Source organism: Pseudomonas sp. 11/12A, assembly GCF_000800055.1.
Taxonomy (GTDB): domain Bacteria; phylum Pseudomonadota; class Gammaproteobacteria; order Pseudomonadales; family Pseudomonadaceae; genus Aquipseudomonas; species Aquipseudomonas mohnii.
Genome location: NZ_JUGV01000001.1, coordinates 90,058 through 104,439, shown reverse-complemented (window position 1 = coordinate 104,439; position 14,382 = coordinate 90,058). Strand labels below are relative to the sequence as shown.

Here is a 14,382-nt window from a genome sequence, read left to right as displayed (position 1 = left end):
AAAGAGGTGGGAAAGCTAGATGAGCCAAAGTCAAAAAAGCGTGAAGACGCTGCTTCTTAATGGCTCGGAATTGACTCAAGTTGTTGCAGAAGCAGCGCGGCCTGGGTTCGGGTCCGGACATTCAGTTTACGGAAAATCGCGGTTACGTGGGCTTTGATGGTCGCCTCGGAAACGCTCAGTTCGTAAGCGATCTGCTTGTTCAGCAGTCCTTCACAGACCATGGTCAACACGCGAAACTGCTGCGGCGTCAGGCTCGCAAGGCCTTCACTGGCCGCTTTAGCCGCTTCGGAAACACTGACGGCTTCGAACGCTTGCGGTGGCCAGTAAACATCGCCATCGAGGACCGCCCGCACGGCTTTCTGGATCACGCCCAGGTCGCTGGACTTGGGAATGAAGCCACTGGCGCCAAATTCACGGGACTTGACCATGATCGTAGCCTCTTCCTGGGCCGAGACCATGACCACAGGAATCTGCGGATACTGACCGCGCAGCAGCACCAACCCGGAAAAACCGTATGCCCCCGGCATGTTCAGATCCAGCAGTACAAGATCCCAATCGGCCTTTTCGGTCAGACGGGTTTCCAGCTCCGCAATGCTCGCTACTTCGACAAGACGGACATCCGGGCCAAGACCCAGAGTCAACGCTTGGTGCAAGGCGGAACGAAAAAGCGGGTGGTCATCGGCTATCAGGATTTCGTATGTGGCCATTTTTCAAATCATCCTGTTCTTCAAACAGCTCAAGGTGCAGCCACGGAGCTGCACCAAAGGGCACGCTAAACGCCAGTCACGTGGATCTCACGTGAAAAAATGGCGTATCAAACCTTGGCCGCGCCCCAATCGGCGCCAAGCATGCCCAGCGTAGCCGGGGTGGTCAAGGTGCATGGCCCGGACAGTTCTTTGCAGTATGGGCGACAATTAGCTCATTGAGGCGGCGTTACCCTGCACGAATGGCATCAACTCAGCGTGCGCCGCTGTTTCAACGTTCATTTCAAGCTGCCGCTTGGCATCGAGGTAATGCTGGCTAAAGACGTCGAAATAAGCGTCCAGCGCCGACGCCGCCTGCGCATCGCCGGCAAGATCGAGGCACAACGCCGCCACTTCCGCAGTGCACAGATGCTCACTGCGTGTAGAGCGACGCAACTGATAGCGGGAGAGTTTTTCCGGCAGCAGGCTGAGGATCGGCAATGCGTCGAAGTAGGGGCTTTTACGAAAAATCTTGCGGGCTTCGGTCCAGGTCGCGTCGAGCAATATGAACAGCGGCCGCTTGGTGCTATCAGGCGTCACACCATGGGTCACCCGCTCAGGCGCGACGTATTCGCCCGGGAACACCAGGTAGGGTTGCCATTGCGGGTCGGATAGCAATGCCAGCAGCTTTGGGTCGACCTCGGTGCGCGACCAGATAAACGCGTGATTGTCCCGCACCACATCGGCGATAAGCCAGCCGGTATTACTTGGCTTGAACACTTCCTTGTTGGTCATGATCAGGCACACGCCGGAGCGGGTTTCGACCTGCGGGCGCCAGGCACACAGGCAATGGCTCTCGATCACACGACAATCGCGGCAACGGGTTGCCCGCCAGCCACGGGCCTGAATCGGCTTGATGCCTTCCTCTTCACGTTGATCGCGCAGCCGGGCTACGGCGTTGGGAGCATGGCTCATCGAAGGTAACGCCGACAAAATGGGGAAATTGACACGAACAACTCTCGGCAGGGCAATAAAGGCCGACAGTTTAACAGAGCGCTGAGCGCAAACCTGTACCGTCCCGACCACCTCCCCTATAATTCGCCACCACTGAACGCACAGTCATGTGACTGGTCGAAGCACTCAGTCACTGAATCAGGAGAGTTTCATGCTGCGCCTTATCGTTCCCACCGCTGCCATTCTGCTGGCGTCGTCATTCAGCGCCCAGGCTGCATCCTTGAGTGAACAGAATCTGAACAAAGAGCTGCAAAACGTCGCCGCGCAAAGCAGTGTTGGTACTCCACGAGCAATCAATGAAGACATTCTTGATCAGGGCTATACCGTCGAAGGAACGACATTGATCAACCACCTGAGCGTGCAAAGCAGCCACGCCACCAAGATGCGCGCCGATCCAAAAGCCGTGTATTTCCAACTCGGTGCGTCGGTATGCAACAACCCGTCGTTCCGCAAGCTGATGGCCAAAGGCGCAACCATGCGTTACGACTTCACCGAAGTGAAGTCCAACCGTTCGGTCGGCTCGGCCAGCTACCGGGAATCGGATTGCCCGAAAGCACCTCAGAAGAAAAAGTAATCAGTGGGACTTGGCGCGCCGCTGTTCATCTTCGGCGCGCAGCTCCGCCAGTAACGCCTGCAGGTAACGAGAGTGCGGCTCTGCTCCCTCAAGCCGTCGACAGCACTCCTCTTCGAGACTCAAATGATGGGTCTCGGCTGACGACTTCAGCAATCGATACAAATTCGTATCGATCTCTATTTCCAGAATGACTCTGGCCATGGCTCCCGCCTCCTTGCTCCTCGCTCTTGTTAAGCGACAAATCCTTAAACCGCTCGTACCGTGCGCCCTACCCTTGACGCCAAGTTGTTGTGATACACCTGTCATTCAGTTAATCAGAATGCAGCCCCCCGGGCGCGCCTTCAGACGAGTGGTGAAACCACCTTGTAAATCGTCAATAAGCGGTTGCCAGGAAAGACTTTGCGGCGCAATGATCAAGACAGCGCAAATCATCGCGAGGGTCTAGATTTCAGGTTAGCCACGTTCAATTTTTCAGGGCTGGAAAGGGGCCGTCCGTTACGTACCAAGCTTTGCGAATGTTTCTTTCACCCAAGGAAAAAACAGAGCCTGTATGGATGATCCGCCAACCATTCGGATCAAGTGGGTCGCCCAGGCATGGGTCTGGGCAGACAGCGACACACGAGGTGTCGTGGCATTGACGAATGCGTTGTCGATGTCGAGGGCTCTGTGCAGAAGGAGAAGTTGAATGCCTTACCAACCGAATGACCTCTTGAGCCGTCATTTTGAAGAAAGCGGCCACGACCTCATCAGCAAGGTCGAAGAACAACTCAACCTGGTTTCACCCAACAGCCCGAACATCCCGATCTATCGCGACATGATCCTGACCGTGCTGCGCATGGCCCAGGAAGACCACAACCGCTGGAATGCCAAGATCACCCTTCAAACCTTGCGCGAACTGGAGCAGGCCTTCCGCGTACTGGAGCAGTTCAAGGGACGGCGTAAAGTCACGGTTTTCGGTTCGGCCCGCACCCCCGTTGAACATCCGCTGTACGGAATGGCCCGTGAACTCGGCGCCGCTCTGGCCCGCTCAGACCTGATGGTTATCACTGGCGCCGGTGGCGGTATCATGGCCGCGGCCCATGAAGGGGCCGGCCTCACGCACAGCCTGGGCTTCAACATCACCCTGCCCTTCGAACAACACGCCAACCCGACGGTCAGCGGCACCACCAATCTGCTGCCCTTCCACTTTTTCTTCACGCGCAAACTGTTCTTTGTCAAGGAAGCCGATGCGCTGGTGCTATGCCCCGGTGGCTTCGGCACGCTGGATGAAGCACTGGAAGTACTGACACTGATCCAGACCGGAAAAACGCCTTTGGTACCGGTCGTGTTGCTGGATGCCCCGGGCGGCAAATTCTGGCAGGTCGCGTTGGACTTCATTCATCAGCAATTGGCGGAGAACCGCTACATCCTGCCCACCGACATGAAACTGGTGAAATTGGTCTACTGCGTCGATGAAGCGGTGGAGCACATCAACCAGTTCTACAGCAACTTCCACTCCAGCCGCTGGCTCAAGCGTCAATTTCTGATTCGCATGAATCACACACTCAGTGACCCGGCGCTCGAACACATGCAGGTGGCATTTGCCGACCTGTGCCTCAGCGACCACTTCCATCAACATGTCTACGGCGGCGAAGAACACGACGAAGCGCAGTTCAGCCACTTGGCGCGATTGGCCTTCAATTTCAACGCCCGTGATCATGGCCGGCTGCGAGAACTGGTGGACTACATCAATCTGCCGGAAAACTGGGCGCAGCCCCAACCTCAGGCGCAACAGCACACTCGTGAGCCATCAAAGGTTACATGAGGCATAAAAAACGGCCCGCTATCGAAATAGCGAGCCGTTTCAGTTAATCGTCCATCCCTCGACCACTGAACAAGCGGCCGATCATTTCCATGGAGAAGCCCCGATACGCCAGGAACCTGCCTTGTTTGGCACGTTCCCGGTTGTCGATCGGTAGATGCCCGGAGAACTTGCGCTGCCAGGTGTCAGCCAACCGCTCTTGCCAGTCTATCCCGCTTACGCGCAAGGCGAGTTCAATGTCACTGCGCTGCAGGCCCCGCTGGTTTAACTCTTCACGAATACGCAGAGGGCCATAGCCGGAACGGGCACGATAGGCAACGAAGCTTTCAAGGTATCGGGATTCGGACAACAAACCCTCTTCCGTCAATCGGTCGAGGGCTGTCTCGATCATTTCAGGGAGAGCGCCGCGCTGACGCAGCTTACGCGTCAGCTCGACCCGACCGTGCTCACGACGTGCGAGCAGGTCCATGGCAGTTCGCCGCACCGCGACGAGGGTATCGAGTACGGCAGTCATCGGTTCTTATCAGATGTCAGCGTCAGCCAGGTCATCTTCAGTCTCTTTGACTGGCGAAGCTTTGACGTCCGGCGCTGGCGTCAGCAGTTTGTCGCGCAGTTGTTTTTCAAGGGTCGCTGCAATTTCCGGGTTATCCGCCAGGAACTTGGCCGAGTTGGCTTTGCCCTGACCGATCTTGGTGCCGTTGTAGGCATACCAGGCACCGGATTTTTCAACGAAACCGTGCAGAACACCCAAGTCGATCATCTCGCCATTGAGGTAGATACCTTTGCCATAAAGAATCTGGAACTCGGCCTGACGGAACGGCGAAGCCACCTTGTTCTTCACAACCTTGACGCGGGTCTCGCTACCGACGACTTCATCACCTTCTTTCACCGCGCCAGTACGACGGATATCCAGACGAACCGAAGCGTAGAACTTCAGCGCGTTACCACCGGTGGTGGTTTCCGGGCTGCCGAACATCACGCCGATTTTCATACGGATCTGGTTGATGAAGATCACCAGGCAGTTGGCGTTCTTGATGTTACCGGTGATCTTACGCAGCGCCTGGGACATCAGACGGGCTTGCAGGCCAACGTGCATGTCGCCCATTTCGCCTTCGATTTCAGCCTTTGGCACCAGCGCCGCCACGGAGTCGACGATGATCACGTCAACCGCGTTGGAACGCACCAGCATGTCGGTGATTTCCAGGGCTTGCTCGCCGGTGTCCGGCTGGGAAACCAGCAGGTCGTCAACGTTGACACCCAACTTGCCGGCGTATTCAGGATCGAGAGCGTGTTCAGCATCGACGAATGCACAAGTCGCGCCGGCTTTTTGAGCCTGGGCAATGACGGACAAGGTCAGAGTAGTTTTACCGGAAGACTCAGGACCGTAGATTTCAACAATACGGCCTTTTGGCAGACCGCCAATGCCCAGTGCGATGTCCAGACCCAGAGAGCCAGTGGAAATGGATGGGATCGCCTGACGGTCCTGATCGCCCATACGCATTACGGCACCCTTGCCGAATTGACGTTCGATCTGACCCAGGGCCGCAGCCAAGGCTTTCTTCTTGTTGTCGTCCATTAAAGTCCTCACGTAATCAATAAGGCCTGACGGCCAACACCTGTATAAGTAGACAGTATTATTCCACAGCGTTCGAGGATCGCCTACCCCTGATTTGAGATTTCTCCGGCGGCATGTCGCAGCAGCCCCTCTAGCGCGGCCTTCACCGTTTGTCGGCGAACTTCGTCGCGATTACCCGGGAAGTGCTGTAACTCACTGAACACCTGCTCGCCGACGCCCCAGGCCAGCCATACGGTGCCGACCGGCTTACTTGGCGAACCGCCGTCCGGGCCGGCGACGCCGCTGACTGCTACGGCAAAACGCGCATGGCTTCTTTCCTGCGCGCCGCGGACCATGGCTTCGACGACCTCTCGACTGACCGCCCCCACCGTTGAAAACAACTCGGCAGGGACATTCAACTGCTGGGTCTTCTGACGGTTGGAGTAAGTGACGTAACCCGCCTCGAACCATGCCGAACTGCCCGGAATCCGGGTTATCGCCTCGGAAATTCCGCCGCCCGTACAGGACTCTGCTGCGGTGACATGGGCGTTGAGAACCTGCAAGCGTCTACCGAGCTCGGCGGCCAGCTGTGTGATTTCTTTCACAGTCATCTCCTGATCAGGCGGAATGAGGCCTACCGTACACGAGCGGATCACGCTTGCAAGTTACAGGATCGATCAAAATGTTAGCGCGCGGGCGCTCTGATATAAGCCTGACACGTCTGCAAGGCAATCAATCCGCGGTCGCTGGCATGGACGTCACGATCACATCGACGACTGACAGAGCACTTCCTGTTTATTTATCGACGGGATTCATTATTGGTCGGGCCGAGAGTCTCGGGGTGGCATTTTACAAACGCCGATCCGCTTGGCCGCCCACCGTTCATAAAGACCGATCGCCACGTCCGCCCCGGCCATCGCAGTGAGGCCACCGAAGGCGCCGGCGACCCAGATCGACAGGCCGGCGGCATACAACAGCATGATTGCCGATACCCCGCCGACCATGCAGGCCCCGGAGCGCAGGACCAGCCGCCGCAGCAACGCCCAACCACGGGCGCCATCCTTGTCGGCGCGCCACATCTCACCGGACAGCCCACCCACCAACGCAAGGACGACGACCAGCCAGATCGGAATGTCCAGCAACGCTGGCGGCTCAATGGTCATGTCATGCCTCCTGGAGTAATCGATGGGGTGTAAGTGCGCTTAACCATGTCCGTTGCTGAGTCTTACATCACGCAGGCAGAAAACTTCGTTGGAACCGATTAACAGACCGGGGAGATCGAATTTATGCGTCAGTGCATATTTTGTCAATGTTAAAGTGCATTCCAACCGTACATAAAATGCACAAACGCATTCTCACTCATGCAAACAAGGGCGTTCGCGCTTTTGCCGCAGGTGAAAAAAACCCGCCTGATGGCGGGTTTTATCTGACAGTGACGGGAGGTTATCGGGCGTACATGCCCCACCAGAAGACGTGACCGAGGATGACGATTTGCTCTTCCTGCATTTCCTGGAAGCTGTAGTCCTCGTCCGGGTGTTCATCGCGATTGAAACTGCGCAGGCGAATTCCGGTAGGCAGGCGATAAAGCTGTTTCACCCGCAGTTGACCGTTGTGGTTGATGGCATAGAGGTCGCCATCAACGATGTCGCCAATCCTGCACTTGCCGGCGTTAACCCCAACCGTGGCCCCGTCGCGCAGTACCGGCAGCATGCTGTTACCACGCACGGTTACGCATTTGGCCTGGTCGAACTGCACACCGTTATGGCGCAAGCTGCGCTTGCCAAAGCGTAGGCTGGCGCGTTCGCTCTCTTCGATGACGAATCTTCCCGATCCCGCCGCCAATTCAACCTCGCGAAGAAAGGGGACCGACACCTCGTCGTCATCGACAGGGGTATCGTCGTCCCACAGACTTATATCCTTGAGTTCAGCATGCGATCGACCGCGCCCGGCATTGGCTGTCGGCGTGATGTCCACGCGACCACGCAACTGATCGGTGCTCACGGCGAAGTACTCGGCGATCTTCGAGATGTGTTTATCCGATGGGTCGACGATCTTCTCGCTGAGAATCCGCGAGAGCGTGGATTGGGGCACGCCAGTGCGACGGTGAAGCTCCGTGGGGGAGATTCCGTGCTGGTCGAGCAGTGCTCTTAAGACGGTAGAAACGTTGCGTTTTTGCATACTCTGCATAGTGCTTGTTCTTTGCATGGAAAACAAATGCTGATTTGCATGCCTCATGCATAGATCAGCAGAAGCAAGCCGCGTGGCGTTCGTGCCTGCGTCCGGCGGACCGCCCATGTTAATCTTGCGCCCATTGCGGAAAAGCCGGGCCGATGCCCACCTTTGCCCCACACCTTTCAATGAGTTTTCCGATTCCCGATGAATAAAGCCCTGTCCGACCTGTCCTCCCACACGCCGATGATGCAGCAGTACTGGCGCCTGAAGAACCAGCACCCTGATCAGTTGATGTTCTACCGCATGGGCGACTTCTACGAGATCTTCTACGAAGACGCGAAGAAGGCCGCCAAGTTGCTGGACATCACCCTCACTGCCCGCGGGCAATCGGCCGGGCAAGCGATTCCGATGTGCGGTATTCCTTACCACGCGGCCGAAGGCTATTTGGCGAAACTGGTGAAGCTTGGCGAGTCGGTGGTGATCTGTGAACAGGTTGGCGACCCGGCGACCAGCAAAGGGCCGGTGGATCGCCAAGTGGTGCGGATCATCACGCCGGGGACAGTGAGCGATGAGGCGTTGCTGGACGAGCGTCGGGACAACCTGATCGCCGCGGTATTGGGTGACGAGCGTCTGTTCGGCTTGGCGGTGCTGGACATCACCAGCGGCAACTTCAGCGTGCTGGAAATCAAAGGTTGGGAAAACCTGTTGGCGGAACTCGAGCGGGTCAATCCGGTGGAGCTTCTGATCCCGGATGACTGGCCGAAAGACCTGCCGGCGGAAAAACGCCGTGGGGTGCGTCGCCGCGCGCCGTGGGATTTCGAGCGCGATTCGGCACTGAAAAGTCTTTGCCAGCAATTCGCTACCCAAGACCTGAAAGGTTTCGGTTGTGAAAACCTAACCCTGGCCATCGGCGCCGCCGGTTGCCTGCTGGCTTACGCGAAAGAAACCCAACGCACCGCATTGCCTCACTTGCGCAGCTTGCGTCATGAACGCCTGGACGACACTGTCGTACTCGACGGCGCGAGCCGCCGCAACCTGGAGCTGGATACCAACCTGGCCGGCGGCCGTGACAACACCTTGCAGTCGGTGGTCGACCGTTGCCAGACGGCCATGGGCAGTCGTCTTCTGACCCGCTGGCTGAACCGTCCTCTGCGCGATCTGACCGTATTGCTGGCTCGCCAGACATCGATCACCTGCCTGCTCGATGGCTACCGATTCGAGAAACTGCAACCGCAGCTCAAGGAAATCGGTGACATCGAACGAATTCTCGCGCGAATCGGCCTGCGCAATGCTCGCCCCCGCGATCTCGCACGCCTGCGTGACGCCCTCGGTGCACTGCCGGCACTGCAAGTGGCGATGACTGAGCTCGAAGCCCCGCACATTATTCAACTGGCCAGGACCACCAGCACCTACCCCGAACTGGCGGCGCTGCTGGATAAAGCCATCATCGACAATCCACCGGCGGTGATCCGTGACGGCGGCGTGTTGAAGACCGGTTACGACAGTGAACTCGACGAACTGCAATCGCTCAGCGAAAACGCCGGGCAGTTCCTGATTGACCTCGAAGCCCGAGAAAAAGCCCGCACCGGCCTCTCGCACCTGAAGGTTGGCTACAACCGCATTCACGGTTACTTCATCGAACTGCCAAGCAAGCAGGCCGAATCAGCACCGGCTGACTACATCCGCCGCCAGACGCTCAAAGGCGCCGAACGCTTCATCACACCAGAACTGAAGGCCTTCGAAGACAAGGCGCTGTCGGCCAAGAGCCGTGCCCTTGCCCGGGAAAAAATGCTCTACGAAGCGCTACTGGAAGATTTGATCGCACAGTTGCCACCGCTGCAGGACACCGCTGCGGCGCTAGCCGAGCTAGACGTTCTGAGCAACCTGGCCGAGCGTGCGCTGAACCTCGACCTGAACTGCCCGCGCTTCGTCAGCGAGCCGTGCATGCGCATCACGCAGGGCCGTCACCCGGTAGTCGAACAAGTCCTGACCACCCCGTTCGTCGCCAACGACCTGAACCTGGACGACAGCACGCGGATGCTGGTGATTACCGGTCCGAACATGGGCGGTAAATCCACCTACATGCGGCAAACCGCGCTGATCGTGCTGTTGGCACACATCGGCAGCTTCGTACCGGCGGCCAGTTGCGAGCTGTCCCTGGTCGACCGGATCTTCACCCGGATCGGTTCCAGTGATGACCTGGCCGGCGGGCGCTCGACTTTCATGGTCGAAATGAGCGAAACCGCCAACATCCTGCACAACGCCACCGAGCGCAGCCTGGTGCTGATGGACGAAGTCGGACGCGGCACCAGTACATTCGACGGTCTGTCCCTGGCGTGGGCGGCAGCGGAGCGCCTGGCGCATTTGCGGGCTTACACGCTGTTCGCCACCCATTACTTTGAGTTGACGGTCCTGCCGGAAGCCCAACCGCTGGTGGCCAACGTGCACCTCAACGCCACCGAGCATAACGAGCGCATCGTGTTCCTGCACCACGTTCTGCCAGGGCCTGCCAGCCAAAGCTACGGCCTGGCTGTTGCGCAGCTGGCCGGCGTCCCAAGCGAAGTGATTGTGCGTGCCCGCGAGCATTTAAGCCGACTGGAAGATACCGCCCTGCCTCACGAGGCGCCCAAGCCAGTCAAAGGCAAACCGGCCGCGCCACAGCAAAGCGATATGTTCGCCAGCCTGCCACATCCCGTGCTGGATGAACTGGCCAAACTCGACCTGGACGACATGACACCACGTCGTGCACTCGAAATGCTCTATACACTGAAGACACGGATCTAACGCATAGGCTTGCAAGCTGTTAGAATCTCGCGCGGTTTGGGATGCTGCTGGCTATAGCCTGGCCTGCAGACTATCGCTCCCGAACCTTGCGACCCCCACGTGAAGGGGCGCAGCAAGCCGCGCCTGAGGAGAAAATTAGAAATGACCTTCGTCGTCACCGACAACTGCATCAAGTGCAAGTACACCGACTGCGTAGAAGTGTGTCCGGTGGACTGCTTTTACGAAGGCCCGAATTTCCTGGTGATTCACCCGGATGAGTGCATCGACTGCGCACTGTGCGAACCAGAATGCCCTGCCGTGGCCATCTTCTCCGAAGATGAAGTCCCGGAGGAGATGCAGGAGTTCATTCAGCTCAACGTTGAGCTGGCTGAAATCTGGCCCAACATCACCGAAAAGAAAGAATCGTTGCCCGATGCCGAAGAGTGGGATGGTGTCAAAGGCAAGATCAAAGATCTCGAACGCTGATTTTACCCGCGCTCACGAAAAGGCCCCTTGCGGGCCTTTTTGCTTTTTCATGGGCAAAAAAAGGGGCGGTTTGACCCGCCCGCTTTTTTTCCCTATTCCCTGTGTTCCTTTTCATCGTCCTGATGAATCGCTTCCTGCGATGTCCCTTCCCTTCGTCCTTGAAGGGTGTGTCTGTCCGTCGACACAACCCGAATACTAGAGCGTTCCGTGGCAAGAGCAATCGGGGCCTGGCTCCCCAACCGCTTGTCACACGCCGTAAATGTATAAAAATTTACTTATTTTTCAGTTAGATAAAATTCTCGCCTGAAATTCTGAGCAACTATCACCCTGTAAAAATAACGAACACTTACGAAAGAGTAAGCGAAGACTTACAACGCGAGACTACGAACCAGATGAGCACCCTGCGCTTAGATTATTTTTCCATGGCAACAAAAAGCCCCGAACCAGTCGGGGCTTTTTGTTAGCTGCTACACAAGGCTGTTACTGAAACAGCGACTCGCTAGACAAGCCATTTTTCTCCAGGATCTCCCGAAGACGCTTCAGGCCTTCAACCTGAATTTGTCTGACCCGTTCCCGGGTGAGGCCAATTTCCAGGCCTACGTCTTCAAGGGTGCTGCTCTCATGACCTCGCAGGCCGAAGCGACGAACTACCACTTCGCGTTGCTTATCGGTCAACTCGGAAAGCCATTGATCAATGCTCTGGGACAGGTCGTCATCCTGCAACAACTCGCATGGATCGGTTGGGCGATCATCGGTAAGGGTATCCAGCAGGGTTTTATCCGAATCCGGGCCCAGCGAGACGTCGACTGAGGAAACTCGCTCGTTCAGGCCGAGCATGCGCTTGACCTCGCCTACCGGTTTTTCCAGCAGATTGGCGATTTCTTCAGGTGAGGGTTCATGGTCGAGTTTTTGCGTCAGCTCCCGTGCGGCCCGCAGGTACACGTTGAGCTCTTTGACCACATGGATCGGCAACCGGATGGTCCGGGTCTGATTCATGATCGCGCGTTCGATGGTTTGACGAATCCACCAGGTCGCGTAGGTCGAGAAGCGGAAGCCACGTTCAGGATCAAACTTCTCCACCGCCCGGATCAACCCCAGGTTGCCCTCTTCGATCAGATCAAGCAGCGACAGACCACGATTGACGTAACGTCGGGCGATTTTCACCACCAGTCGCAAGTTACTTTCAATCATGCGCTTGCGCCCGGCCGGATCGCCACTTTGCGACAGGCGCGCAAAATGCACTTCTTCTTCAGGGGACAACAGCGGGGAAAAACCGATTTCATTGAGGTACAGCTGCGTGGCATCGAGCGCCCGCGTGTAGTCAATGTACTTGTGTTGCTTTAGCGAAGTGGAGTGTTTGGATTTGGCACGAACGGAAGGTGGAGCCGCCCCTTCATCATTCGACATCGAATCCGCACCGATGCCGGTCTCCATCAGGAGAACCTCATCGTCGATGTCAAACTCCGGCACTTCTTTACTGAGAGCCATTGTTATAGTCCTTTGGTGAGTTCGACCTCAAGCTCAAGCGGCGCCTTTATCCTTGGCAACGCTGGAGCCTGTCCCCTCTACGATGGAACAGGCTGGTAAGCGATCAACGGCGTGGCAGGAATTGCAGCGGATCTACAGGTTTACCTTGACGGCGAATCTCAAAATGCAGTTTCACCCGGTCCGTACCCGTTGACCCCATTTCGGCAATTGTCTGTCCGACCTTGACCTGCTGCCCCTCCCGAACCAACAGCCTGCGGTTATGTCCGTAGGCACTGACGTAGGTTTCGCTGTGTTTGATGATCACTAATTCGCCGTAGCCCCTTAAGCCACTCCCGGCGTATACCACCGTCCCATCAGACGCAGCTAAAACAGGCTGTCCCAAATCCCCGGCGATATCAATTCCTTTATTCAAACTACCGTTTGAAGAGAATTTTCCAATTAAAATGCCATTAGATGGCCATCCCCAGCCGGTCGGGGCCGGACCGGCAGGAGGCATCGGAGCGGGTGCTGGCTTGTTGGCGACGGACGGTACAACCGCAGTCGCAGTGCTGGTCGAACCGTTTACCGGACGACGGAAAACCGTGGTTTTACTCGAGGACGAAGGCGTTGAATTCGACGAACTGACCGTCGTCGACGTTGAATCACTACGCCCGTCGAAGCGAATCGTCTGACCCGGATGGATCGTATAGGGCTCAGCAATGTTGTTTCGTGCCGCCAGGGCCTTGTAGTCCCAGCCGTAACGAAAGGCAATGGAAAACAGCGTGTCCTTGGGGCGGACGACATACTGCCCCGTCGTTACCGCCGGACGCTGGGCGACGGCATTGTTGCGATCGACCACGCGTACATCGCTGGATTTGTTGCTGGAACAACCGACCAGCAAGGTGCTCAAGACAAGGCCAGTCACCAGGCGCTGAAAGCTCGTTGTACCCATACGCTGCGCAATGACTGTGAGACTCACCCGCCGCTCCCTTTGTGGTGGCTGAAAATATGATTTGCCGTGGTCCGGCATGAAATGTCGCAAGTATAACGGGCCGTGCACGCTTTACCTTTAATGAAGCGAAATGGCTTCGCGCACACGTTTGCTGCTAGACAAAACAACCCGTTTAACCGATCGACGCCGCTGTAAGACAAAGGCAATCGAAGAGAATTCAGAACGCTGAAACAAATGATCAGGCCAGTGGTCCGTTGAGCAACGGAACGAAGCGAACCGATCCCAGAACACGTCTGGAAAAGCCCTGTTCTTCCCTGATGATCAGCATCAATTGTTGAACCTCGCCCGACCCGACCGGGATCACCAGACGCCCTCCCGGCGCCAGTTGATCGAGCAGTGCCTGAGGCACATCGGTCGCCACGGCGGTCACGATAATACCGTTGTAGGGCGCCAGCGCCGGCCAACCCTCCCAGCCATCGCCCCAGCGAAACACCACATTGCGCAGGTTCAATTCGACCAGGCGCTCCTTGGCCCGGTCCTGCAGCACCTTGATGCGCTCGACGGAAAACACTCGCTCGACCAGTTGCGACAAAACGGCCGTCTGATAACCCGACCCCGTGCCGATTTCCAGCACTTTGTCCAACGGACCTGCTTCCAGCAGCAGCTCGCTCATGCGCGCCACCATATAAGGCTGGGAAATGGTCTGGTTATGTCCAATCGGCAGCGCCGTGTCTTCATAAGCACGGTGCGCCAGCGCTTCGTCGACGAACAGGTGACGCGGTGTACGGCGGATGACTTCCAGCACCCTGGCGTTCGACAACCCCTCCTCATACAAACGCTGGATAAGCCGTTCACGGGTCCGTTGCGACGTCATCCCGATGCCGCGCCGCAGCATATCGTCGTGCTCACGAGACA

15 protein-coding genes are annotated in these 14,382 nt (G+C 57.2%); 4 read left to right on the top strand and 11 right to left on the bottom strand.

The window, feature by feature from the left end:
- Positions 1–56: 56 nt before the first annotated feature.
- Together erdR and GQ39_RS00470 are read right to left on the bottom strand one after the other, a co-directional pair.
- Entirely contained in the window at positions 57–707 is a 651-nt protein-coding gene (erdR, locus tag GQ39_RS00475) for a response regulator transcription factor ErdR (protein WP_047526366.1), read from the bottom strand.
- Between the two features lie 207 nt (positions 708–914).
- Positions 915–1,658, bottom strand: coding sequence for a tRNA-uridine aminocarboxypropyltransferase (locus GQ39_RS00470; RefSeq protein WP_047526364.1), 744 nt, complete (start codon positions 1,656–1,658; stop codon positions 915–917).
- A 190-nt stretch (positions 1,659–1,848) separates the two neighbouring features.
- Between GQ39_RS00470 and GQ39_RS00465 the strand changes: the two genes are divergently transcribed.
- Entirely contained in the window at positions 1,849–2,271 is a 423-nt protein-coding gene (locus tag GQ39_RS00465; RefSeq protein ID WP_047526362.1) for a PA3611 family quorum-sensing-regulated virulence factor, read from the top strand.
- Here GQ39_RS00465 and GQ39_RS00460 read toward each other — a convergent pair whose 3' ends face one another.
- On the bottom strand, positions 2,272–2,472 hold the full coding sequence (locus GQ39_RS00460; protein WP_047526361.1) for a hypothetical protein: 201 nt from the start codon (positions 2,470–2,472) through the stop codon (positions 2,272–2,274).
- Positions 2,473–2,956: 484 nt separating this feature from the next.
- On the opposite strand from GQ39_RS00460, the gene GQ39_RS00455 reads away from it, so the two are divergent.
- Positions 2,957–4,075 (top strand): TIGR00730 family Rossman fold protein, encoded by a 1,119-nt coding sequence (locus tag GQ39_RS00455; RefSeq protein WP_047526360.1) that lies wholly within the window; start codon positions 2,957–2,959, stop codon positions 4,073–4,075.
- 43 nt (positions 4,076–4,118) lie between these two features.
- On the opposite strand, the gene recX is transcribed toward GQ39_RS00455, so the two are convergent.
- The 5 genes from recX to GQ39_RS00430 form a co-directional block, all read right to left on the bottom strand.
- The gene (gene recX, locus GQ39_RS00450; protein WP_047526358.1) at positions 4,119–4,586 is read right to left on the bottom strand and encodes a recombination regulator RecX; all 468 of its coding nucleotides are present in this window, start codon (positions 4,584–4,586) and stop codon (positions 4,119–4,121) included.
- A gap of 9 nt (positions 4,587–4,595) precedes the next feature.
- Positions 4,596–5,648: a recombinase RecA gene (gene recA / locus GQ39_RS00445; protein WP_047526357.1), complete on the bottom strand. Its 1,053-nt coding sequence runs from the start codon at positions 5,646–5,648 to the stop codon at positions 4,596–4,598.
- An 83-nt stretch (positions 5,649–5,731) separates the two neighbouring features.
- The gene (locus tag GQ39_RS00440; protein WP_047538317.1) at positions 5,732–6,232 is read right to left on the bottom strand and encodes a CinA family protein; all 501 of its coding nucleotides are present in this window, start codon (positions 6,230–6,232) and stop codon (positions 5,732–5,734) included.
- A gap of 210 nt (positions 6,233–6,442) precedes the next feature.
- Positions 6,443–6,790, bottom strand: coding sequence for a phage holin family protein (locus tag GQ39_RS00435; protein WP_047526356.1), 348 nt, complete (start codon positions 6,788–6,790; stop codon positions 6,443–6,445).
- Between the two features lie 280 nt (positions 6,791–7,070).
- The gene (locus tag GQ39_RS00430) at positions 7,071–7,805 is read right to left on the bottom strand and encodes a LexA family transcriptional regulator (RefSeq protein WP_047538313.1); all 735 of its coding nucleotides are present in this window, start codon (positions 7,803–7,805) and stop codon (positions 7,071–7,073) included.
- A 210-nt stretch (positions 7,806–8,015) separates the two neighbouring features.
- On the opposite strand from GQ39_RS00430, the gene mutS reads away from it, so the two are divergent.
- Positions 8,016–10,583: a DNA mismatch repair protein MutS gene (gene mutS / locus GQ39_RS00425; protein WP_177329344.1), complete on the top strand. Its 2,568-nt coding sequence runs from the start codon at positions 8,016–8,018 to the stop codon at positions 10,581–10,583.
- A 141-nt stretch (positions 10,584–10,724) separates the two neighbouring features.
- Entirely contained in the window at positions 10,725–11,048 is a 324-nt protein-coding gene (gene fdxA / locus GQ39_RS00420; protein WP_007908827.1) for a ferredoxin FdxA, read from the top strand.
- Between the two features lie 480 nt (positions 11,049–11,528).
- On the opposite strand, the gene rpoS is transcribed toward fdxA, so the two are convergent.
- From rpoS to GQ39_RS00405, 3 genes are all read right to left on the bottom strand, one after another.
- Positions 11,529–12,536 carry an RNA polymerase sigma factor RpoS gene (gene rpoS / locus GQ39_RS00415; RefSeq protein ID WP_047526351.1) on the bottom strand — a complete coding sequence of 336 codons (1,008 nt, stop codon included), beginning with the start codon at positions 12,534–12,536 and terminating at the stop codon, positions 11,529–11,531.
- Between the two features lie 103 nt (positions 12,537–12,639).
- Positions 12,640–13,494 (bottom strand): peptidoglycan DD-metalloendopeptidase family protein, encoded by an 855-nt coding sequence (locus GQ39_RS00410; RefSeq protein ID WP_047526350.1) that lies wholly within the window; start codon positions 13,492–13,494, stop codon positions 12,640–12,642.
- Between the two features lie 211 nt (positions 13,495–13,705).
- A complete protein-coding gene (locus tag GQ39_RS00405; RefSeq protein ID WP_177329343.1) occupies positions 13,706–14,341 on the bottom strand; it encodes a protein-L-isoaspartate(D-aspartate) O-methyltransferase in 636 nt (211 codons plus the stop codon).
- Between the last annotated feature and the right edge of the window lie 41 nt (positions 14,342–14,382).

Bases quoted from the DNA above. Each gene is read 5' to 3' on its own strand.
- GQ39_RS00430 (WP_047538313.1), bottom strand. From the start codon at position 7,805: ATGCAAAAACGCAACGTTTCTACCGTCTTAAGAGCACTGCTCGACCAG.
- GQ39_RS00465 (WP_047526362.1), top strand. From the start codon at position 1,849: ATGCTGCGCCTTATCGTTCCCACCGCTGCCATTCTGCTGGCGTCGTCA.
- fdxA (WP_007908827.1), top strand. From the start codon at position 10,725: ATGACCTTCGTCGTCACCGACAACTGCATCAAGTGCAAGTACACCGAC.
- GQ39_RS00435 (WP_047526356.1), bottom strand. From the start codon at position 6,790: ATGACCATTGAGCCGCCAGCGTTGCTGGACATTCCGATCTGGCTGGTC.
- GQ39_RS00455 (WP_047526360.1), top strand. From the start codon at position 2,957: ATGCCTTACCAACCGAATGACCTCTTGAGCCGTCATTTTGAAGAAAGC.
- rpoS (WP_047526351.1), bottom strand. From the start codon at position 12,536: ATGGCTCTCAGTAAAGAAGTGCCGGAGTTTGACATCGACGATGAGGTT.
- GQ39_RS00405 (WP_177329343.1), bottom strand. From the start codon at position 14,341: ATGACGTCGCAACGGACCCGTGAACGGCTTATCCAGCGTTTGTATGAG.
- recX (WP_047526358.1), bottom strand. From the start codon at position 4,586: ATGACTGCCGTACTCGATACCCTCGTCGCGGTGCGGCGAACTGCCATG.
- GQ39_RS00470 (WP_047526364.1), bottom strand. From the start codon at position 1,658: ATGAGCCATGCTCCCAACGCCGTAGCCCGGCTGCGCGATCAACGTGAA.
- GQ39_RS00460 (WP_047526361.1), bottom strand. From the start codon at position 2,472: ATGGCCAGAGTCATTCTGGAAATAGAGATCGATACGAATTTGTATCGA.
- recA (WP_047526357.1), bottom strand. From the start codon at position 5,648: ATGGACGACAACAAGAAGAAAGCCTTGGCTGCGGCCCTGGGTCAGATC.
- erdR (WP_047526366.1), bottom strand. From the start codon at position 707: ATGGCCACATACGAAATCCTGATAGCCGATGACCACCCGCTTTTTCGT.